We start from the raw sequence: 18,266 nt of genomic DNA, 5'->3' as shown, positions 1-18,266 counted from the left end.
GATGTCCATCGTCAAGGAAATCGTGGCGACGTGGCGCGGCCCGCGCGCCGCGATCCGGCGCCAGTTGCAGGCCGGCCAGCGCGAAGACCGCGCGCTGGTCTACCTGATGCTGGGCTGCTTTCTGATCTTCGTGGCGCAATGGCCCCGCCTGATGCGCGAATCCCTGATGAGCGACGCGGTCCCGCTAGAGGCATTGCTGGGCGCAGCTTTGTTCGGATGGATGTTTCTGGCGCCGCTGTTCTTCTACGCCATCGCGGGGTTCAGCCACCTCTTTGCCCGGATGATGGGGGGCTCTGGCACGTTCTACGGCGCGCGTCTGGCGCTGTTCTGGACAGTGCTGGCGGTCTCGCCTGCGATCCTTGCCTTCGGTCTTGTGTCCGGATTTCTGGGCGCGGGGGCTATCACGAACCTGATTGCGTCGGTTCTTACGGTTGCGTTCGCGGCGATCTGGTTGTTGTCTCTGGCCGAGGCCGAGAAAAGCGGCCGTGTCTGAGATCCAGGAAGATCGCCCCATGTCCGACAGCACCCCCTCTCTGCTCGCGCTTGCGCGCGACACCGTAAGCGACCCGCGCGAAGGCGCGCGCCGCATCCTCGCGCTTGACCTGCCCGAGGGTGTGCTGTGGCAGGCGCTGGTGGCGGTGGTGGCCGTCAGCGTGCTGCTGACCCGTCTGGGCGATCTGCTGGTGCCGACGCCCGCTGACCCGCTGGTGCCGATCTTTGGCGAGAATCCCTTGCTGATCGCGGTGGTGCAGGGCGGTCTTCTGGTGGTGACGGTCTATGCGGTCTATGCCATCGGCCGGGCCTTTGGCGGGTTCGGCAGCTTTGCGGGCGCGCTGGCGATCACCGTCTGGCTTCAGGTCATCATGGTGCTTTTGCAGGTCGTCCAGACCGTGTTCCTGCTGATCCTGCCGCCGCTGGCGGGGCTGGTCGGGCTGGTCGGCATTGGTCTTTTCTTCTATCTTCTCAGCAATTTCGTGACCGTTCTTCACGGATTCTCGTCAGCAATGAAGACCTTTTTCATGATCCTGGCCTCGATGATGGGCATCGTGGTCGGGATGAGCATCCTGCTGTCGATCTTTGGCATCACCTTCGGAGGAGCCCTGTCGGATGTATGATGTCGAGAAAATCCGCGCCGATTTCCCGATCCTCTCGCGCGAGGTGAACGGCAAGCCGCTGGTCTATCTCGACAACGGGGCCTCGGCGCAGAAGCCGCGCGCGGTGATCGAGGCGGTGACGCGCGCCTATGAGGACGAATATGCGAATGTTCACAGGGGCTTGCACACGCTTTCGAACATTGCGACCGAAAAGTACGAGGCCGTGCGCGGCATCGTCGCGCGGTTTCTGGGTGCGGCCGACGAGGACGAGATCGTGTTCACCTCGGGCGCGACGCATGGCATCAACCTTGTGTCCTATGCCTGGGCCGCGCCGCGGCTTCAGCCCGGCGACGAGATCGTGCTGTCGGTGATGGAGCATCACGCCAATATCGTGCCCTGGCATTTCCTGCGCGAACGGCAGGGGGTGGTGCTGAAATGGGTCGATGTGGACGCGGCGGGCAATCTTGACCCGCAGGCGGTGATAGACGCCATCGGCCCGCGGACCCGGCTGGTTACCGTCACCCAGATGTCGAACGTGCTGGGCACCGTGGTCGATGTCGGTGCCATCGTGCGGGGTGCGCGCGAGCGCGGCGTGCCGGTGCTGGTCGATGGCAGCCAGGGCGCCGTTCACATGCCGGTCGATGTCGATGCGCTGGGGGCGGATTTCTACGTCATCACCGGGCACAAGCTTTACGGCCCGTCCGGCTCGGGCGCGATCCATATCCGCAAGGAACGGCTGGCCGAGATGCGCCCCTTCTTCGGCGGCGGCGACATGATCCGCGAGGTCCACAAGGACAGCGTGAGCTATGCCGATCCGCCGATGAAGTTCGAGGCGGGCACCCCCGCCATAGTCCAGCAGATCGGGCTGGGCGTGGCGCTTGACTACATGATGGGCGTGGGGATGCAGGCGATTGCCGCGCATGAGGCCGATCTGGCCTCTTACGCGATGGCGCGGCTTTCGGGGCTGAACTGGTTGCAGGTGCATGGCCATGCCGAGCGGCGCGGCGCGATCTTTTCCTTCCTGCTCGACGGCCCGGCGCATCCGCATGACATTTCGACCGTGCTGGACAAGCGGGGCGTGGCGGTGCGTGCCGGTCATCATTGCGCCGGGCCGCTGATGGCGCATCTGGGGGTGAGTGCGACCTGCCGGGCCTCGTTCGCGATGTACAACACCCGTGCCGAGGTCGACAAACTGGTCGAGGCGCTGGAACTGTGCCACGACCTGTTCGCCTGAGCCTGACGGCAAGGCCAGCCTGAAGCCGACCGCTCAGATCGTCGTCACGCCATAGCCCGCCGCCACGATGGCGGCGGCGACCGCGGATGGGTCCAGCACGCTTTCGACCTGAACGATCTGCGCATTCAGGTCGCAAAGGATCCGCGCGGACGGATCCCGCGCCATGATCGCTGCCTCTATCGCCGCGGTGCAATGCCCGCAGATCATGTCCGGAACGGAGAATCGCATGTCTGGACCTCTTGCTGGATTCGCGAAGGCGCAACGTATCGGGGTTGCCGCTACTGGAAGGTCAAGCCAACAATTCGGGAGAAAGACCCGGACCGTGCGGCCGTGCGGGGCGTCACTTCAACTGGCTGTCCTTGGACCCGCGCCGGTTGATGCCGCCGCGCTGCACCGGCCTTGAGTCGCGCGCCTGCTGGCACTCGACGCAAAGCTTGACGCCCGGGATCGCCTGCCGCCGCGGTTCAGGGATCGGTTCGTCACATTCGACACACTGGCGCAGGCTTTCGCCGCGGGGCACCGGCCGAGCCTGCATCCGCCGCAGTTCGTCCTCGATCGAGGCGTCGATCTGATCCTGCACGGCGCCATCCCGCGCCCAGCCGCCTGCCATGCTGCGCCCTCCGTACCGGCAGTCTAGCCGATGGGGCGGGGATTGTCGCGCGCCGCGGGTTCAGAACATCGCATGCGCGCCCAGATCGACCTTTTCCTCGTCTGCGAGCAGCCTGTCGTAATAGTCGAACAGCGTTTCGGTGCCATAGGCGGGCGTGGCCTCGGCATCGTAACGCCCGGTTGCGGGGTCGAGAACCAGCATCGATTCGGTAGCATAGTAGCGGCCGATCCGGGCAAACTCGGCCTTGTCGCGCATCTTGGGCGAGACGCGGCCCAGAAGCCCAAGCACCGCGATGATCGCATCCATCATCCCGACCGGGACCGAGCGGCATTTCGGCTCCTGCCCCAATGCGCGGAACAGGTATTCGCCCTGCTCGCGCGGGGTGATCGCGGGTTTGGGGCCGCCGATGGGCAGGATGCGGTTTCGCAGCGCCGGATCGTCCAGGCAATCGGCCATGAACCGCCCCAGATCGGCATCGCTGATCGGGGTGCAGGCGGTCAGGGTGCCGTCGCCGAAGATCAGGAAGGGCTTGCCCTGTCGCACCCGCGCGACCTGGCCCGACAGCGACTTGAAGAAGGCGGTGGGCCGCACGATGGAATAATCGAGCCCCGAGGCGATCAGATCCGCCTCGAAGGCAAGTTTCGCCTTCTGGAATTCCAGCAGCGGCTTCTGCACGCAGATCGCCGACAGCAGCACCACATGTCCGACCCCGGCCGCGCGCGCGGCGGCCAGCGCGTCGCAATGGGCCTGGTGGTCGATGGCCCAGGCATCGCGCGGCGCCCCGGTGCGCGAGGCAAGGCAGGAGACCAGCACATCGAACCGTTCGCCCCTGATCCCGTCGCGGGCCAGCGCGGCCGGGTCGGTGATGTCGACCTCGCGCGCGACAACCCCCGCAGGCAGGCCGCGCGCTGCCGCCGCGCCCGAGCCCGGCCGCACGAGGCAGACAAGCTGATGCCCGCGCGCGGCCAGTTCAACGGCCGTGGCCCGGCCGATCGTGCCGGTCGCGCCCAGCATCAGCACCCGGCGCGGCCGGGGCGAGGGCAGGGGTCTGTCGGTCGCACTCATCATCGGGCTCCTTGCAGGTCAGGGGCGCTGCAACTGCGCCTTGCGTTCGATCCGGCGGGCATGCAGCACCGGCTCGGTATAGCCCGAGGGCTGGACGCGGCCCTTGAACACCAGATCGCAGGCAGCCTGGAACGCGATCCCCTCATAGCCCGGCGCCATCGGCACATAGGCCGGATCGGCGGCGTTCTGGCGGTCCACCACCTCGGCCATGCGGCGCATGACCTCCATCACCTCGTCTGCGCCGACGACGCCGTGATGCAGCCAGTTGGCGATATGCTGGGCCGAGATGCGGCAGGTCGCGCGATCCTCCATCAGGCCGACATCGTTGATGTCGGGCACCTTGGAACAGCCCACGCCGGCGTCGATCCAGCGCACGACATAGCCCAGGATGCCCTGCGCGTTGTTCTCGACCTCGCGCAGGATCTGGGGGCGCGACCATTTGCGGAAGGCGGCCAGCGGAATTTCGAGGATCCCGTCCACATGCGCCCGGCGGCCGCCCTTCCGCAGCCCCGCCTGCACCGCCAGCACATCCACCTGGTGGTAATGCAGCGCATGCAGCGTGGCCGCGGTGGGCGAGGGCACCCAGGCACAATTCGCCCCGGCCTTGGGATGCTCGATCTTGGTGGACAGCATCGCCGCCATCCGGTCTGGCATCGCCCACATGCCCTTGCCGATCTGGGCGCGGCCCGACAGCCCGCATTCCAGCCCGATATCGACATTCAGGTTCTCATAGGCCGTGATCCAGGCCTTGCGCTTGATGAAATCCTTGCGGCTGAACGGCCCCGCCTCCATCGAGGTGTGGATCTCGTCGCCGGTGCGATCAAGGAAGCCGGTATTGATGAAGGCGACCCGGTGCTTCGCCGCGCGGATACATTCCTTGAGGTTGACCGAACTGCGTCGCTCCTCGTCCATGATGCCCAGCTTGACGGTGTAGCGCGGCAGGCCAAGGATTTCCTCGACACGGGTAAAGGTGTCGTCGGCAAAGGCCACCTCGTCGGGGCCGTGCATCTTGGGCTTGACGACATAGATGGACCCCGCGGGCGAATTGCGCGGGCCGTCGGTCTTTTTCAGGTCATGCAGCGCGATCAGCGTGGTGAGCGCGGCATCCATCAGCCCCTCGAACACCTCGGCGCCATCCGCATCCAGGATCGCCGGGTTGGTCATCAGGTGGCCGACATTCCTGACCAGCATCAGCGCCCGGCCCTTGACGGTCAGCATGCTGCCATCGGGGGCGGTATAGGTGCGGTCGGGCTCCAGCGCGCGGGTCAGCCGTTCGCCACCCTTGTCGAATTCGGCGCTCAGATCGCCCTTCATCAGGCCCAGCCAGTTGGCATAGGCCGCCACCTTGTCCTCGGCATCGACACAGGCGACCGAATCCTCGCAATCCATGATCGCCGAAACGGCGGCCTCCATCTGCACCGCCGCCAGCCCGGCCTGATCGCGCGCGCCGACCGGGTGGGTGCGGTCGAAGACCAGTTCCACATGCAGCCCGTTATTGCGCAGCAGGACCGCCTCGGGCGCGCGGGGGTGGCCGCGATAGCCCGCGAACTTTTCGGGCTGTTCCAGCGGCAGATCGTCGATCAGAAGCGCGCCGCCCCTGACGTGATAGCGCCGCGCATCGGCATGGCTGGTGCCCGCGATGGGAAACGCCTCGTCCAGAAAGACCCGCGCGCGCGCCACGACACGCGCGCCCCGGCCGCGATCATAACGGCCGGGCGGCGGCGGGCTGCCCATCGCATCGGTGCCGTAAAGCGCGTCATAGAGATTGCCCCAGCGCGCATTCGCGGCGTTCAGCGCGTAGCGGGCATTGGTGATCGGCACCACCAGTTGCGGCCCCGGCACGGTCGCGATCTCGGGGTCCACATTGGCGGTCTCGATCTCGAACGCAGCACCTTCGGGGCGCAGATAGCCGATCTCGGTCAGGAACGCCTTGTAGGCTTCGTGGTCATGGGGCTGGTTGCGCCGCGCCAGATGCCAGGCGTCGATCTGCTGCTGCATCCGTTCGCGGATCGCCAGCAAGTCGCGGTTGCGCGGGCTCAGGTCGCGCACCAGCCCGGCGAAGCCCTGCCAGAAGGCGCCCGCCTCGATCCCGGTGCCGGGCAGCGCGCGGGCCTCGATGAAATCGGCCAGCACGGCCGCGACCTTCAGCCCGGCCCGGTCCTGATATGTCTCGCCGCCCATCTTCGCCTCCATGCTGCCCTGTCCTGCATAGCTCAGAGCAATTCCCCGCCCGCAATGCAAGTGCAGCGTTGCTGCCCGGCACCGTCCCCGCCCGCAAAACCCGCGCCGCGCCGCCGATCCGGCCAAATCCCCGGCGCTGCGCGTTTTCCCGCCGCTTTGCCGTCTGCACCCCGTGGTGCCCGGCCCGCGGCCTGCGCTATGTTGAGACCATGGATATCGTTCTGCTGACGGCAATCATCGCCTCCCTCTTCCTGCTGATCGGCGCGGCCGAGCCGCTGGCCGCGCGGCTGCGGCTGCCCTATACCGTGATCCTTGCGGTCCTCGGCATCCTGATCGGGGGCGGGGCGATCTTTCTGCTGCGCACCGAGCTGACCGATGCGCTGAACCCGGTGGCCGAGGCGATCCTGGCACTGCCGATCCGCTCGAACGTGTTCCTGTATGTCTTCCTGCCGACGCTGCTGTTCCAGGTCACGCTGGGGATGAACCTGCGCCGGATGCTGGACGACTGGGTGCCGATCCTGGTGCTGGCGGTGGTCGCGGTTGTGGTGGCGACACTGTCGGTGGGCTACGCGCTGTCCTGGGCCAGTGCGCTGCCGCTGGCCGCCTGCCTGCTGATCGGCGCCATCGTCTCGACCACCGATCCTTCGGCGGTGGTCAGCATCTTCCGCTCGATCTCGGCTCCGCGACGGCTGGCGCGCATCATCGAGGGCGAGAGCCTGCTGAACGACGCCGCCGCCATCGCGCTGTTCGGCCTGTTCATCGGCTTCGTGATGCTGGGCGTGCCCGATCCCACGCTGCGCGAGGCGCTGACGCGCTTTCCGCTGCTGATCGGGGGCGGGATCCTGACCGGCTGGGTTGCGGCGCGGCTCGCGGTCGGGATGATGTCGCTGTTCGGGCGCTACGATCTTGCCCAGATCTCTGTCTCGGTGGCGCTGCCCTATCTGGCCTTCATCATCGCCGAACGGATCGTCGGTGCCTCGGGGGTGATCGCCGTCGTCACGGCCGGGCTGACGCTGAACCTGATGGGGCCGGGCCGATTGCCGCCCGCGTCCTGGGCCAATCTGCGCGAGGTCTGGGATCTGCTGGCGCATTGGGCGGGGGCGCTGATCTTCATCCTGGCCGCGCTGTTGATCCCGCGCATCCTCGAAGAGGTGCGGATCGGCGATTTCGCCCTGATCGGCGTGGTGATCCTGGCCGCGCTGGCCGCGCGGGTTCTGATCCTTTACGGGCTGTTGCCGCTTCTGTCGCTGATCCGGCTCTCGCCGGTGGTCGAGCGGCCCTATCGCGTGGCGATCCTGTGGGGCGGGCTGCGGGGTGCGGTCACGCTGGCGCTGGCGCTGGCGGTGACCGAAAGCGTCGGCGTGCCGGTCGAGGTCAAGCGCCTTGTCGCGATCCTGGCCACGGGTTTCACGCTGTTCACGCTGATCGTGCAGGGCACGACGCTGCGCTGGGTGATCCGCCGGCTGGGGCTGGACCGGCTGTCGCCGATCGACCAGGCGCTGTCGAACCAGGTGATCGCGGTCGCGCTTCAGACCGTGCGCGAGGATGTCGCCCGGACCACCGAGAATTACGAACTGACCCGCGACATCGTCCGCTCCGAGGCCAAGCGCTTCGGCGAACGGCTGGATGGCGCGGTGAAGGCGGCCGAGGAGAATGCCGAGATCCTTGACCGCGACCGGATCACGCTGGGGCTGATCGCGCTGGCCGGGGCCGAGCGCGATGCGATCCTCGCCCGGATCAGGGACCGCACCATGTCGTCCACGCTGTCCGAACGGATCCTGTCCGATGCCGACCGGCTGATCGAGGGCGCGCGCACCGGCGGGCGGCTGGGCTATCAGCGCGCGGCGCGGGTCAGTGTCGGTTATGGCCGCACCTTCCGAATGGCGGTGCGGCTGCATAATCGGCTGCGGTTCTCGCGCCCGCTGGGCCGGATGACGGCGGACCGGTTCGACCTGCTGTTGTCGCAACGGCTGATCCTGCGCGATCTGCACGGCTTCATCGACGGCCGGATCCGGCGCATCCATGGCCGCCGGGTGGCCGATCTGCTGCACGAATTGCTGGCCCGTCGGGCCGAGGCGGTCGATACCGCGCTGGAGGGGCTGCGGCTGCAATATCCCGGCTATGCCGAGGAACTGGAACGCCGTTTCATCCGCCGCACCGCGCTGCGGCTGGAAGAACGCGAATATGACGCGATGCGCGAGGACGGGCTGATCGGGGCGGAACTGCATGCGACGCTGATGCAGGACATTGCCCGCCGCCGCGCCGGGCTGGATTCGCGCCCGCGGCTGGATCTGGCGGTCGAAAAGGCGGAACTGGTGCGCTGCTTTCCGCTGTTCGACGATATCGACGGCAAGGCGCGCAAGCGGCTGACCCGGGCGCTGGTGACGCGCTATGTCAATGCGGGCGATGTGCTGATCCGCAAGGACAGCCAGCCGCGCAGCGTGTTCTTCATCGCCTCGGGCGCGGTCGAGGCCGAAAGCGCGGGCCAGACATGGCGGCTGGGCCGGGGCGAGATGTTCGGCCAGATGGCGGTGCTGATGCAGAAACCGCGCCGCGCCGAAGTGCGTGCCATCGCGCCCTCGACGCTTCTGGTGCTGGACGAGGCGCGGTTCCGGCGGCTTCTGCGGCGCAGCCCGGCGGTGCAGGCGGCGGTGCTGGACAGCGCGCGCAAGCGCGGCATCGCCCCCGAGACGCTGTTTCCCGAGGGACTGGACGCCGCCTGAGCGCTGCGCGGCCATTGCCCGGGCGCGCGTTCGCCGTATAGTTGCAGCCGGACCGGCCGCCACGCCGGGCAGCGCATCGGCCGGCCATGAATATCCTCTTCTCGCATCTGAACTTTCCCGCCCAGTTCGGGGCCTTCGGCGCCAATCTTGCGCGGCAGGGCTGGTCGGTCACCTTCGTAACCGAGCGCACGGATGCGGTGCCGCCGCCGGGCTGCCGGATGTTCCGCATGACCCCGCATCGCACGCCGACCGAGGGCGTCCACCGGTTTGCCCGCCCGCTGGAAGCGGCGATGATCAACGGACAGGCCTTTGCCAATGCCGCCCTTGCCGCCCGGCAGGCCGGGTTGTCGCCCGATATCGTTGTAGCGCATTCGGGCTGGGGTGCGGGCACCTTTGCCCGGGCGGTCTGGCCGCAGGCGAAACTGGTCAGCTATGTCGAATGGTATTACCGCTTTCCGCCCGTGGATGCGGTGGGGCCGATCCCGCCCGGCAATGACGCAGACCGCCGCGCGCTGGCGCTGGCGCGCAATGCGCCGACGCTTCTGGACCTGGCCGAGGCCGATCTGGTGCTCTGTCCGACGCAGTTCCAGGCCGACCAGTTCCCCGGCTGGATCCGCGACCGCCTGACGGTGCTGCATGACGGGGTCGATACCGGCTTCTTCACCCCCGATCCGCAGGCCCGGCTTGACCTGCCGGGGGTCACGATCCCCGAGGGCGCCGAGATCGTCAGCTATGCCACCCGCGGGATGGAGCCGACCCGCGGCTTTCCCGACTTCATGCGCGCGCTGGCGCTGTTGCAGGCGCGCAGGCCGGGGCTGCATGCGGTGATCGGCGGGCAGGACCGCGCGGCCTATGGCGCGGGGCCGCCCGATGGCACAAGCTGGAAACGGCACATGCTGGCCGAGCTTGATCTTGACCCGGCGCGGCTGCACTGGCCGGGGCTGCTGGCGCGCGGGCCCTGGCGCAACCTGCTGCAATCGACCCATGTCCATGTCTACCTGACCGTGCCCTTCGTGCTGTCCTGGTCGCTGGTCGAGGCGATGGCCGCTGGCGCATGACATCTCGGCCGAGATGGTCGACCACCGCGACCCCGAGGCGCTGGCCGAGGCCATCGCGCGGCTTCTGGATGACCGGGGCCGGGCCGCGCAACTGGGGCAGGGCGCGCGCGCCGCGGCCGAGGCCCGCCATGCGGCCGCCACTCTGTACCCGGCGCGGGCGCGGCTATTGGCGGGGCTTGTCGGCTGAGCCATTGCGCATCGCGCTTGGTGCGGGCACGCGATCCGGGTTAAGCTGCCGGATCGGGAGAGGAACCGGGCGGCGGCCGCGGGAACGGCACCGCCTGTCAGGGAGGGAAACGGCCCATGTGCCAGATTTTCGCGGGGCAGGATCCGCAGCGCTACCGCTCGACCACGCGCCGGTTGCGGCTGAACGGTCATTCGACCAGCATCCGGCTGGAAAACAGCTTCTGGGCGATCCTGGACGAGATTGCCGCGACCGAGGGCGTCACCACGCCCGCCTTCCTGTCGCGGCTGCATGCCGAGGTACTGGAACTGCATGGCGAGCCGCTGAATTTCACCTCGCTGCTGCGCTGCGCCTGTCTGGTCTTCATCGAGACCGGGCACCGCGGCGGGGTGGCCATGGCCGCCGAATGACGGCTTTCGGCGCGGGGTAGTAAGGCGCTACTACCCGCAAGGCCATCCGCGCGGTCTATGCTGGACCCGAAACCAGCAACAACCGGCGGGAGGCATTGGTGGCCAAGGCAATCCACAGCATGATCCGCGTGCTCGACGAGGCGCGCTCGGTGGCGTTTTATGAAAAGGCGTTCGGGCTGAGGGTCGCCGACCGGCTCGACTTTCCCGAGTTCACGCTGATCTACATGAGCAATTCCGAAACCGGGTTCGAGCTTGAACTGACGGTGAACAAGGGCCGGACCGAGCCCTATGCGCTGGGCGACGGCTATGGCCATCTGGCCGTGTCGGTCGCGGATCTGGACGCCGAACATGCCCGCTTCGAGGCCGAGGGGCTTGCCCCGCGCAAGCTGGTCGCCTTTGCCCCCGCGGGCGAGGTGATCGCGCGGTTCTTCTTCGTCGCCGATCCCGATGGCTACCAGATCGAGGTTCTCGAACGCGGGGGACGATTCAAATAGGGAATTCCCGGGCGGTTGGGAGGCCGCCCCGGGACATCACGGACGTCATTCAGGGAGGAGACAGAATGACACTTCAGCCAGCAATCCGGGGTCTGACCCGGCGTCAGCTTCTGTCGCGCGCGAGTGCCGCGGGGGCATCCCTTGTCGTGGGGGCGGGCTTTGTCGCCGCGCCCGATGCGGCCTGGGCCTACGAGACCAGCCATATCGCGCCCGAAACCTTTGCGACGCTGGTCCGGATGGCGCGCGACATCTATCCGCATGACCGCATCCCCGACACCCATTACGTCATCGCGGTCAAGGGCTACGACAGCGCCGAGTCCGCCCCGGGCATCGCCGAGGGGATCGCCGCGCTGGATGCCGCGGCACAGGCCAGGGGGTTCGCGAGCTATCTGGACACCGGCTGGGAACGCGACCGCGTGGATATCCTGCGCTCGATCGAGGACAGCGCCTTTTTTCAGCAGGTCCGCGGCGGGCTGGTGACGGGGCTCTACAACCAGAAAGCGGTCTGGCCGATCTTCGGCTACGAGGGCGAGAGCTATAGCCGGGGAGGCTATATCGAGCGCGGCTTCAACGACATCGACTGGCTTTGAGGTCTGGGGGAGGACTGGCAATGGCTGCATCTTTCGAACTGACCGACGACAGCGTGGTGGTCATCATCGGCACCGGCGCGGGCGGGGGCGTTCTGGCCAACGAACTGGCGCAGAAGGGCGTGCGCGTCGTCGCGCTGGAGGCCGGCGGGCGCTATCTGCCCGAGGATTACGTCAATGACGAATGGGAAAGCTTCGGGCAACTGGCCTGGCTGGACCCGCGCACGACCAGCGGCGACTGGCGCGTGGCCAAGGACTTTTCCGGCCTGCCCGCCTGGATCGTCAAGGCGGTGGGCGGCACCACGACCCATTGGGCGGGTGCCTCGCTGCGCTTTCAGGACCACGAATGGAAGGCGCTGACCACCTATGGCGCGGTCGAGGGCGCGAACCTGCTGGACTGGCCGATCGACGCCGCCGAGATGGACCCCTGGTACGACCTCGCCGAGAAGAAGCTGGGGGTGACGCGCACCAACGGCATAGCCGGGCTGCCCGGCAACAACAACTACCTGCTCTTCGAAAGGGGCGCCAAGGCGCTGGGCTACACGCAGGTCCATACTGGCCGCATGGCGATCAACTCGGCCGAATATGACGGGCGCAGTTTCTGCCACCAGACGGGGTTCTGCTTTCAGGGCTGCAAATGGGGCGCGAAATGGTCGGCGGCCTATACCGACATCCCCCGCGGCGAGGCGACCGGCAATCTGGAAGTGCGCGAGCGCGCCCATGCCGCGCGCATCCTGCATGACGATGCGGGCAAGGTGACGGGGGTCGAGTATTTCGACCGGGACGGCAACCTGCAATTCCAGCGCGCGCGGATCGTCTGCGTGGCGGGCAACAGCTTCGAAAGCCCGCGGCTCTTGCTGAACTCGGCCTCCGCCATGTTCCCCGACGGGCTGGCGAACAGTTCGGGTCAGGTCGGGCGCAACTACATGCGGCACATGACGGGCTCGGTCTATGCGACCTTCGACAAGCCGGTGCGCATGTGGCGCGGCACCACGATGGCGGGGATCATCAGCGACGAGGCGCGCCACGATCCCGGCCGCGGTTTCGTCGGCGGCTACGAGATGGAGACGCTGGCGCTGGGCATTCCGTTCATGGCGGCCTTCCTTGACCCGGGCGCCTGGGGGCGCGAGTTCACCACGGCGCTGGATGCCTATGAATACATGGCGGGCATGTGGCTGGTGGGCGAGGACATGCCGCAGGACACCAACCGCGTGACGCTGAACGCCGATGTCAAGGACCAGTGGGGCCTGCCGGTCGCGAATGTCCATTTCGACGACCACCCCAACGACATCGCGATGCGCAACCATGCCTACAGGCAGGGCAGGGCCGTCTACGAGGCAGTGGGCGCGACCCGCACCTTCCCGACGCCGCCCTATCCCAGCACGCATAACCTGGGCACCAACCGGATGAGCGAACGGCCCGGGGATGGCGTGGTGAACCGCTGGGGGCAAAGCCATGACATCCCGAACCTGTTCGTCTCGGACGGCTCGCAATTCACCACCGGCGCGGCGGAAAACCCGACGCTGACCATCGTGGCGCTGGCGATCCGGCAGGCCGATCACATCGCGCGCGAAATGGCGGCACAGACCCTCTGACATCGGCCAACAGGGGCCGCGGCGCCTTGCGGGGCGGCGCGGCCTTGGGTAACGCTGGACGGAAAGCCGGTGGATGCACCGGCCGCAACAGAGGGGAAGAAAGACGGTGCTGCTGGTCCTCGGTCTTTATCTGGGTTTCTCGCTGTCCCTTCTGCTGGGCGCTGCCGAGCTTGAACGCCGCGCCATCGTCGCCCGCAGGCTGGGGCCGAACGGCCGCGCCATCCTGATCGCGCTGATCGTCTCGGTCGTGGTCTCGCTGGGGGTGGTGGCAGCCGGGGCCGTGACGGGCGGGCTGTTGCGCACGCTGCACCTGCTGGGAGGAACCATCGTCTATCACGGCGCGATGGGCGTTCTGCTGGTGCGCGGGCTGCAACAGGTCTCGGCCCGCGTCTTTGCCCAGCGCGCCTGAGCGGGGCGCCCCGACGTCCCGGCACATGACGGCTGGCGCTGATCGTCACCGTGATGTTCCGCGCGTACCTGCCTGATCAGGATGCCGCGGCGGGCAGACTGATGTCGTCGTCAGTTTCTGTCCGTCAGGGCCTTCCATGCCGCGCGGTCGCAGCGCGGGCAGCCGTGGTCGCGCGCCATCGGCTGGCCGCATCGCGGACAATCGACGACAACACGCGCCGACCCGAGAAGCGCCGCTTTCAGCGCGCGCAGAATCATTCTGATGACGGTCATGCGTCCAAGCTCTCCTGCGGCCTGGATCGGGCGGCACAGCGCCGCTCGGCCCCTTCCCAGCGTTTCCGCAAGTCTGTACTGCGCGACCTGACAAATCCTGTCATGGGAGGCGCGAGATGACCTTTCTCGATCAACTCCGCGCCGATACCCAAGCCGCCCTGTCCGGTTTCGGCGACATGTCCGACAAGGACGAGCATCCCACGAGGTTCCGGATGGAAGCGGTCGAGGTCAGCTACACCGTCGCCGCCAAGGCCTCGGCGAGGGGCGCAAGAGGCGAGCTGCTGATACAGGGGCCTGGCTGATGCCACAAAACCGCCCTGCTGTAACTTTGACTGTCGCGCTACAGGATTTCCACAAGATATTGCGGGTGCGAAGTCCGCGGTAACCAAATTCTCCTTTACAGAATCCGGCTTTGGGACCACCATATCTTGTAAGGTCAGACGGGCATAACCGAAGACCTTCGAGCAGGCAGCTAATCCTTGTGGGGCACACGCCGCGCAAGGCTACAACCCAAGAGGCCGGTCATGTCGCTTTCCGAAGACTTCCTGCACAGCGAGGACCTTCACCCCATCGACGTTGTCGAGCATATCGCCGAGCATCGCGACTGGGAGTTCGACCGCGTGACCGACGACCAGATCGCGATGGCGGTGACCGGGCAGTGGCGGACCTATGCGATCACGCTGGCCTGGTCGGGCCATGACGAGGTGCTGCGGCTGATCTGCACCTTCGAGATGGAACCGCCCGAGGACCGGCTGGCCGTGCTCTACGAGACGCTGAACGCGACCAACGACATGTGCTGGGCGGGTGCCTTTACCTATTGGCATGACCAGCGGCTGATGGTCTGGCGCCATGGGCTGATGCTGGCGGCGGGCCAGCCGGTCGCGCCCGACCAGATCGAGCGGCTGATCCGCGCCGCGGTCTCGGCTTCGGAACGGTTCTATCCCGCGTTCCAGCTTGTGGCCTGGGGCGAGCGCAGCCCAAAGGATGCGCTGCAAGTCGCCATTGCAGAGGCGTACGGCCGCGCCTAACCTCGCCCCCCGAGGAAAACAGGGGTCATGTGAATGGATATGGACGACCTCGCCGCCCGGGGGCTGGTGCTTCTGGGCTGCGGCAAGATGGGCTCGGCGCTGCTGGCGGGCTGGCTCGGGCGCGGGCTGCCCGCGAACGCGGTCTGGGTGGTCGATCCCGGCCCGTCCGACTGGCTGCGCGCCCGCGCGGCCGAAGGGCTGCACCTGAACGAGACGCTGCCCCCATCGCCCGCCATCGTGCTGCTGGCGGTCAAGCCCCAGGCGATGGAGGCGGCACTGCCGCAGATCGCCGGTCTTGCCGATGGGCGAACACTGTTCCTGTCAGTCGCGGCGGGCCTGACGCTGGGCTGGTTTGCCGACCGGCTGGGCGCATCGGCCCCGGTGATCCGCGCCATGCCCAACACGCCCGCGGCGGTGGGCCGGGGCATCACCGCGCTGATCGGCAATGCGCAGGTCGACGAGGCGGGGCTGACGCTTGCCGAAACGCTGCTCTCGGCGGTGGGCCAGACCCTGCGGCTGGAGAGCGAGGACCAGATGGATGCGGTGACCGCCGTTTCCGGCTCTGGCCCGGCCTATGTCTTTCACCTGATCGAGACCTTGGCCGCCGCCGGAGAGGCCCAGGGCCTGCCGCCCGCCATGGCGCTGCACCTTGCGCGCGCCACCGTCGCAGGCGCGGGCCAGCTTGCCGAACAGTCGGCCGAAAGCCCGGCCGAGTTGCGCGTCAATGTCACCTCGCCGGGAGGCACCACGGCCGCGGCGCTTTCGGTGCTGATGGACCCGGAAACGGGGTTCCCGCCGCTTCTGCACCGCGCCGTCGCCGCCGCCACCGCCCGCAGCAAGGAATTGGGATCGTGAGCGACATCAGCTATGACGACTTCCTGAAGGTCGATATCCGCGTCGGCCGGATCACCCGCGCCGAACCCTACCCGCAGGCGCGCAAACCCTCGATCAAGCTCTGGGTGGATTTCGGCCCCGGGATCGGCGAGAAGAAAAGCTCGGCCCAGATCGCCAAGCATTACACCCCCGACGAACTGCCGGGAAAGCGCGTGCTGGCGGTGGTCAACTTCCCGCCCCGGCAGATCGGCCGGTTCATGTCCGAAGTGCTGGTTCTGGGCTTGCCCGACGCGGATGGCGAGGTAGTTCTGATCGGGCCTGACAAGGATGTACCGATCGGGGGGAGGATGTTCTGATGACAAGAATTCTGGTGACGCGGTCGATGCCGGGCCGGGTGGGACCGGCCGTACGCGAACTGGGCGAGGTCGAGATGCGGGAAAGCAACCTGCCGATGTCCGAGGACGAGATGCGCCGCGCGCTGGCCGAGTTCGACATCGTGCTGCCCACGCTGGGCGACCGTTTCTCGGCCGGGATCCTTGCCGCCGTGGATCAGCCACGGGCAAGGCTGCTGGCGAATTTCGGCATGGGCTACAACCACATCGACGTGGAAGCCGCCCGCGCCCGCGGCATCGCCGTGACCAACACGCCGGGCGCCGTGACGGATGCGACGGCGGATATCGGGATGCTGCTGATCCTCATGACCTGTCGGCGCGGGGGCGAGGGCGAGCGCATGGTCCGCGCCGGGCGCTGGGAGGGCTGGCACCCGACCCAGATGCTGGGGCTGCATGTCACCGGCAAGACGCTGGGCATCGTGGGCATGGGCAATATCGGCCAGGCACTGGCGCGGCGCTGCCATTTCGGTTTCGGCATGGATGTGGTCTATTACACCCGCACGCCCAAGGCGCTCGACTTCCCCGCAACGCCGGTGGACAGCCTGACCGCGCTGGGCGCGGCCTGCGATATCGTCGTCTCCTGCGTGCCGGGCGGTGCCGAGACGCGGCACATGATGGGGGCGGACCTGTTCGCGGCGATGAAGCCGCACGCGCATTTCGTCAACATCTCGCGCGGCGATGTGGTCGACGAGGCCGCGCTGATCGCAGCCCTGTCCGAGGGGCGGATCGCGGGGGCGGGGCTCGATGTCTACGAATTCGAGCCGCAGGTCCCGCAAGCGCTTCTGGCGATGGAGAATGTCGCGCTTCTGCCCCATCTGGGCACCGCGACGCTGGAGGTGCGCGAGTCCATGGGGATGATGGCGGTCGAGAACATCCGCGCCTTCCTTGCCGGTGCGCCGCTTCCCAATCCGGTCTGATCCCGGCCCCGGCTGCGAACTGGCGGGTCAGGACCGGCCGGGCCTGCCCCCCGACAGGTTGGCGCGGCGGAGTTGGGCATTCCCCGCGCGGTTCTGGCCACAACGGAAAGTCGTAGCCGGGGCGCAGGCGGGGTAAGCACCGCTTAACGCTTGCGGCGCTTGGCGGGAAGACGATCCGCCGAGGGGCTTTGAACATGCCCCATGCCTTTGATTCACCCGGCTGGACCGTGAGTGGGAGGCATGGATCCCGGGTAGGACGGGAGCGCAGTCTTACGGACAATGGCGCGCGACGCCCCTCAGCCCCCCGCCACGCCCGGCCTGCAAGCGGCACTGGACCGCGCAACCGGACTGTGGTTACAACAAGGGCCGGTCGGCCGCTGCAATCGCCAGCGCCCGGCCTGTCGGAAGCGTGGCCGAGTGGTTGAAGGCTCCAGTCTTGAAAACTGGCATACGGGGAACCGTATCGTGGGTTCGAATCCCACCGCTTCCGCCACACCCTCCGGATCCATTGGTGCGTTTCGCCACAGGGGCAGTCGGGGCTTTCGCCGACGCTCCGGTTGCGCCAGTCTGCGCCGGACAAGGGCGAGGCGCGGGTGGTGAGCGAGACCGGCCATGTCGGAATCAATCTGGCGATCTGGGGCGTGGTTACCGGCTGCGCGGTGGCCCTTCTGGTGGCGTTCATGCCGCATTGGAAGGTCTGGGTCTCGGTCCTGCTGTGGCTGGTCCTCTGGTTAGTTGCAATACTGGGGATTTCGGAAAGCGAGAGCCGCAGGTTCCTTGCCGGAACGCTGCGAAAGTCCAGCTACACCCAGATCTACACCACGCTGACCCGACGAAACGTCATGTGGGTCTGGCGCCGGTATTGCGACGAGGCCAGCGACCGCGACACCTGGCCCACCCTTTTTCGCGCCGCGCTGACCTGGCGGCTTTACGACACCGCCCTGCTGCTGGCGGTGGCCTATCCGCTGCTGTTGCTGGTCGGACAGTGGGTGGTGACGGGCGGCGAGGGGCGGGTGGGCAGTTTCGTTGTCATGCCCGAGGCTGGGTTCTGGCCAGAGCGCGCTTTAATCACAGGTGCCCTTTTCTTGTTTATCGGGGGCAATCTAGGCTCCAGACTCATTGATCGTCAAAGCCAGAACAGGACGGTTGCGGCGAGGGCGATGGCGGAAAGGAAGGTCT

Annotated in this window: 22 protein-coding genes and 1 tRNA gene; 19 read left to right on the top strand and 4 right to left on the bottom strand. The window is 67.4% G+C overall.

The features are described from left to right. Nucleotide 1 precedes the first annotated feature (1 nt). The 3 genes from GH815_RS04070 to GH815_RS04060 are packed head-to-tail and all read left to right on the top strand — an operon-like array spanning nt 2 to nt 2,328. Nucleotides 2-493: a YIP1 family protein gene (locus GH815_RS04070; RefSeq protein WP_153747479.1), complete on the top strand. Its 492-nt coding sequence runs from the start codon at nt 2-4 to the stop codon at nt 491-493. 19 nt (nt 494-512) lie between these two features. Continuing rightward, on the top strand, nt 513-1,115 hold the full coding sequence (locus GH815_RS04065) for a Yip1 family protein (RefSeq protein WP_153747478.1): 603 nt from the start codon (nt 513-515) through the stop codon (nt 1,113-1,115). Next, nucleotides 1,108-2,328, top strand: coding sequence for a cysteine desulfurase (locus tag GH815_RS04060; protein ID WP_153747477.1), 1,221 nt, complete (start codon nt 1,108-1,110; stop codon nt 2,326-2,328). Before GH815_RS04065 ends, GH815_RS04060 begins: the two co-directional genes overlap by 8 nt. 33 nt (nt 2,329-2,361) lie before the next feature. Here GH815_RS04060 and GH815_RS04055 read toward each other — a convergent pair whose 3' ends face one another. The 4 genes from GH815_RS04055 to GH815_RS04040 all read right to left on the bottom strand — a co-directional run bounded on the left by GH815_RS04055 (nt 2,362) and on the right by GH815_RS04040 (nt 6,184). Continuing rightward, a complete protein-coding gene (locus GH815_RS04055; protein WP_153747476.1) occupies nt 2,362-2,556 on the bottom strand; it encodes a heavy-metal-associated domain-containing protein in 195 nt (64 codons plus the stop codon). A gap of 112 nt (nt 2,557-2,668) precedes the next feature. Further along, complete coding sequence (locus tag GH815_RS04050) at nt 2,669-2,938, bottom strand: DksA/TraR family C4-type zinc finger protein (RefSeq protein ID WP_153747475.1); 270 nt, start codon at nt 2,936-2,938, stop codon at nt 2,669-2,671. A 60-nt stretch (nt 2,939-2,998) separates the two neighbouring features. Next, nucleotides 2,999-4,003 carry an NAD(P)H-binding protein gene (locus GH815_RS04045; RefSeq protein ID WP_153747474.1) on the bottom strand — a complete coding sequence of 335 codons (1,005 nt, stop codon included), beginning with the start codon at nt 4,001-4,003 and terminating at the stop codon, nt 2,999-3,001. An 18-nt stretch (nt 4,004-4,021) separates the two neighbouring features. After that, on the bottom strand, nt 4,022-6,184 hold the full coding sequence (locus GH815_RS04040; protein WP_153747473.1) for a malate synthase G: 2,163 nt from the start codon (nt 6,182-6,184) through the stop codon (nt 4,022-4,024). A gap of 209 nt (nt 6,185-6,393) precedes the next feature. Here GH815_RS04040 and GH815_RS04035 point away from each other — a divergent pair, with 209 nt between their 5' ends. The 16 genes from GH815_RS04035 to GH815_RS03960 form a co-directional block, all read left to right on the top strand. Then, the gene (locus tag GH815_RS04035; protein WP_153747472.1) at nt 6,394-8,907 is read left to right on the top strand and encodes a cation:proton antiporter; all 2,514 of its coding nucleotides are present in this window, start codon (nt 6,394-6,396) and stop codon (nt 8,905-8,907) included. A gap of 86 nt (nt 8,908-8,993) precedes the next feature. Further along, complete coding sequence (locus tag GH815_RS04030) at nt 8,994-9,965, top strand: glycosyltransferase (RefSeq protein WP_153747471.1); 972 nt, start codon at nt 8,994-8,996, stop codon at nt 9,963-9,965. 13 nt (nt 9,966-9,978) lie between these two features. Continuing rightward, on the top strand, nt 9,979-10,152 hold the full coding sequence (locus GH815_RS04025; RefSeq protein WP_153747470.1) for a hypothetical protein: 174 nt from the start codon (nt 9,979-9,981) through the stop codon (nt 10,150-10,152). Between the two features lie 116 nt (nt 10,153-10,268). Then, nucleotides 10,269-10,559, top strand: coding sequence for a ribbon-helix-helix domain-containing protein (locus GH815_RS04020; RefSeq protein ID WP_153747469.1), 291 nt, complete (start codon nt 10,269-10,271; stop codon nt 10,557-10,559). A 98-nt stretch (nt 10,560-10,657) separates the two neighbouring features. Continuing rightward, a complete protein-coding gene (locus GH815_RS04015) occupies nt 10,658-11,053 on the top strand; it encodes a VOC family protein (protein ID WP_343030653.1) in 396 nt (131 codons plus the stop codon). Nucleotides 11,054-11,118: 65 nt separating this feature from the next. Continuing rightward, on the top strand, nt 11,119-11,643 hold the full coding sequence (locus tag GH815_RS04010) for a twin-arginine translocation signal domain-containing protein (protein WP_153747468.1): 525 nt from the start codon (nt 11,119-11,121) through the stop codon (nt 11,641-11,643). 20 nt (nt 11,644-11,663) lie between these two features. After that, on the top strand, nt 11,664-13,235 hold the full coding sequence (locus GH815_RS04005) for a GMC family oxidoreductase (RefSeq protein ID WP_153747467.1): 1,572 nt from the start codon (nt 11,664-11,666) through the stop codon (nt 13,233-13,235). 106 nt (nt 13,236-13,341) lie between these two features. Continuing rightward, a complete protein-coding gene (locus tag GH815_RS04000; RefSeq protein WP_343030652.1) occupies nt 13,342-13,644 on the top strand; it encodes a hypothetical protein in 303 nt (100 codons plus the stop codon). A gap of 53 nt (nt 13,645-13,697) precedes the next feature. Continuing rightward, complete coding sequence (locus GH815_RS03995; RefSeq protein ID WP_153747466.1) at nt 13,698-14,036, top strand: hypothetical protein; 339 nt, start codon at nt 13,698-13,700, stop codon at nt 14,034-14,036. Beyond that, nucleotides 14,033-14,218 carry a hypothetical protein gene (locus GH815_RS03990; RefSeq protein ID WP_153747465.1) on the top strand — a complete coding sequence of 62 codons (186 nt, stop codon included), beginning with the start codon at nt 14,033-14,035 and terminating at the stop codon, nt 14,216-14,218. Before GH815_RS03995 ends, GH815_RS03990 begins: the two co-directional genes overlap by 4 nt. Nucleotides 14,219-14,440: 222 nt before the next feature. Continuing rightward, entirely contained in the window at nt 14,441-14,944 is a 504-nt protein-coding gene (locus tag GH815_RS03985) for a type III secretion system chaperone family protein (RefSeq protein ID WP_153747464.1), read from the top strand. Between the two features lie 33 nt (nt 14,945-14,977). Then, entirely contained in the window at nt 14,978-15,799 is an 822-nt protein-coding gene (gene proC, locus GH815_RS19125; protein WP_153747463.1) for a pyrroline-5-carboxylate reductase, read from the top strand. Beyond that, the gene (locus tag GH815_RS19120; protein ID WP_343030651.1) at nt 15,796-16,134 is read left to right on the top strand and encodes a tRNA-binding protein; all 339 of its coding nucleotides are present in this window, start codon (nt 15,796-15,798) and stop codon (nt 16,132-16,134) included. Before proC ends, GH815_RS19120 begins: the two co-directional genes overlap by 4 nt. Continuing rightward, the gene (locus tag GH815_RS03970) at nt 16,134-17,087 is read left to right on the top strand and encodes a 2-hydroxyacid dehydrogenase (RefSeq protein ID WP_153747462.1); all 954 of its coding nucleotides are present in this window, start codon (nt 16,134-16,136) and stop codon (nt 17,085-17,087) included. Before GH815_RS19120 ends, GH815_RS03970 begins: the two co-directional genes overlap by 1 nt. A 403-nt stretch (nt 17,088-17,490) precedes the next feature. Next, a tRNA-Ser gene (locus tag GH815_RS03965) sits at nt 17,491-17,580 on the top strand. A 103-nt stretch (nt 17,581-17,683) separates the two neighbouring features. After that, the coding region (locus GH815_RS03960) for a hypothetical protein (protein WP_153747461.1) at nt 17,684-18,266 on the top strand (583 nt) is incomplete at its 3' end.

Origin of the sequence: Rhodovulum strictum (assembly GCF_009649175.1) — a bacterium.
GTDB lineage: Bacteria > Pseudomonadota > Alphaproteobacteria > Rhodobacterales > Rhodobacteraceae > Rhodovulum > Rhodovulum strictum.
Note: the sequence above shows the minus strand (reverse complement) of the source record. Positions and strands in the feature narration are given on the sequence as shown.

What these genes read in the sequence shown, in the direction of transcription:
- GH815_RS04070 (WP_153747479.1), top strand. Translation starts at nt 2, where the DNA reads ATGTCCATCGTCAAGGAAATCGTGGCGACGTGGCGCGGCCCGCGCGCC.
- GH815_RS04065 (WP_153747478.1), top strand. Translation starts at nt 513, where the DNA reads ATGTCCGACAGCACCCCCTCTCTGCTCGCGCTTGCGCGCGACACCGTA.
- GH815_RS04060 (WP_153747477.1), top strand. Translation starts at nt 1,108, where the DNA reads ATGTATGATGTCGAGAAAATCCGCGCCGATTTCCCGATCCTCTCGCGC.
- GH815_RS04055 (WP_153747476.1), bottom strand. Translation starts at nt 2,556, where the DNA reads ATGCGATTCTCCGTTCCGGACATGATCTGCGGGCATTGCACCGCGGCG.
- GH815_RS04050 (WP_153747475.1), bottom strand. Translation starts at nt 2,938, where the DNA reads ATGGCAGGCGGCTGGGCGCGGGATGGCGCCGTGCAGGATCAGATCGAC.
- GH815_RS04045 (WP_153747474.1), bottom strand. Translation starts at nt 4,003, where the DNA reads ATGAGTGCGACCGACAGACCCCTGCCCTCGCCCCGGCCGCGCCGGGTG.
- GH815_RS04040 (WP_153747473.1), bottom strand. Translation starts at nt 6,184, where the DNA reads ATGGGCGGCGAGACATATCAGGACCGGGCCGGGCTGAAGGTCGCGGCC.
- GH815_RS04035 (WP_153747472.1), top strand. Translation starts at nt 6,394, where the DNA reads ATGGATATCGTTCTGCTGACGGCAATCATCGCCTCCCTCTTCCTGCTG.
- GH815_RS04030 (WP_153747471.1), top strand. Translation starts at nt 8,994, where the DNA reads ATGAATATCCTCTTCTCGCATCTGAACTTTCCCGCCCAGTTCGGGGCC.
- GH815_RS04025 (WP_153747470.1), top strand. Translation starts at nt 9,979, where the DNA reads ATGGTCGACCACCGCGACCCCGAGGCGCTGGCCGAGGCCATCGCGCGG.
- GH815_RS04020 (WP_153747469.1), top strand. Translation starts at nt 10,269, where the DNA reads ATGTGCCAGATTTTCGCGGGGCAGGATCCGCAGCGCTACCGCTCGACC.
- GH815_RS04010 (WP_153747468.1), top strand. Translation starts at nt 11,119, where the DNA reads ATGACACTTCAGCCAGCAATCCGGGGTCTGACCCGGCGTCAGCTTCTG.
- GH815_RS04005 (WP_153747467.1), top strand. Translation starts at nt 11,664, where the DNA reads ATGGCTGCATCTTTCGAACTGACCGACGACAGCGTGGTGGTCATCATC.
- GH815_RS03995 (WP_153747466.1), top strand. Translation starts at nt 13,698, where the DNA reads ATGTTCCGCGCGTACCTGCCTGATCAGGATGCCGCGGCGGGCAGACTG.
- GH815_RS03990 (WP_153747465.1), top strand. Translation starts at nt 14,033, where the DNA reads ATGACCTTTCTCGATCAACTCCGCGCCGATACCCAAGCCGCCCTGTCC.
- GH815_RS03985 (WP_153747464.1), top strand. Translation starts at nt 14,441, where the DNA reads ATGTCGCTTTCCGAAGACTTCCTGCACAGCGAGGACCTTCACCCCATC.
- proC (WP_153747463.1), top strand. Translation starts at nt 14,978, where the DNA reads ATGGATATGGACGACCTCGCCGCCCGGGGGCTGGTGCTTCTGGGCTGC.
- GH815_RS03970 (WP_153747462.1), top strand. Translation starts at nt 16,134, where the DNA reads ATGACAAGAATTCTGGTGACGCGGTCGATGCCGGGCCGGGTGGGACCG.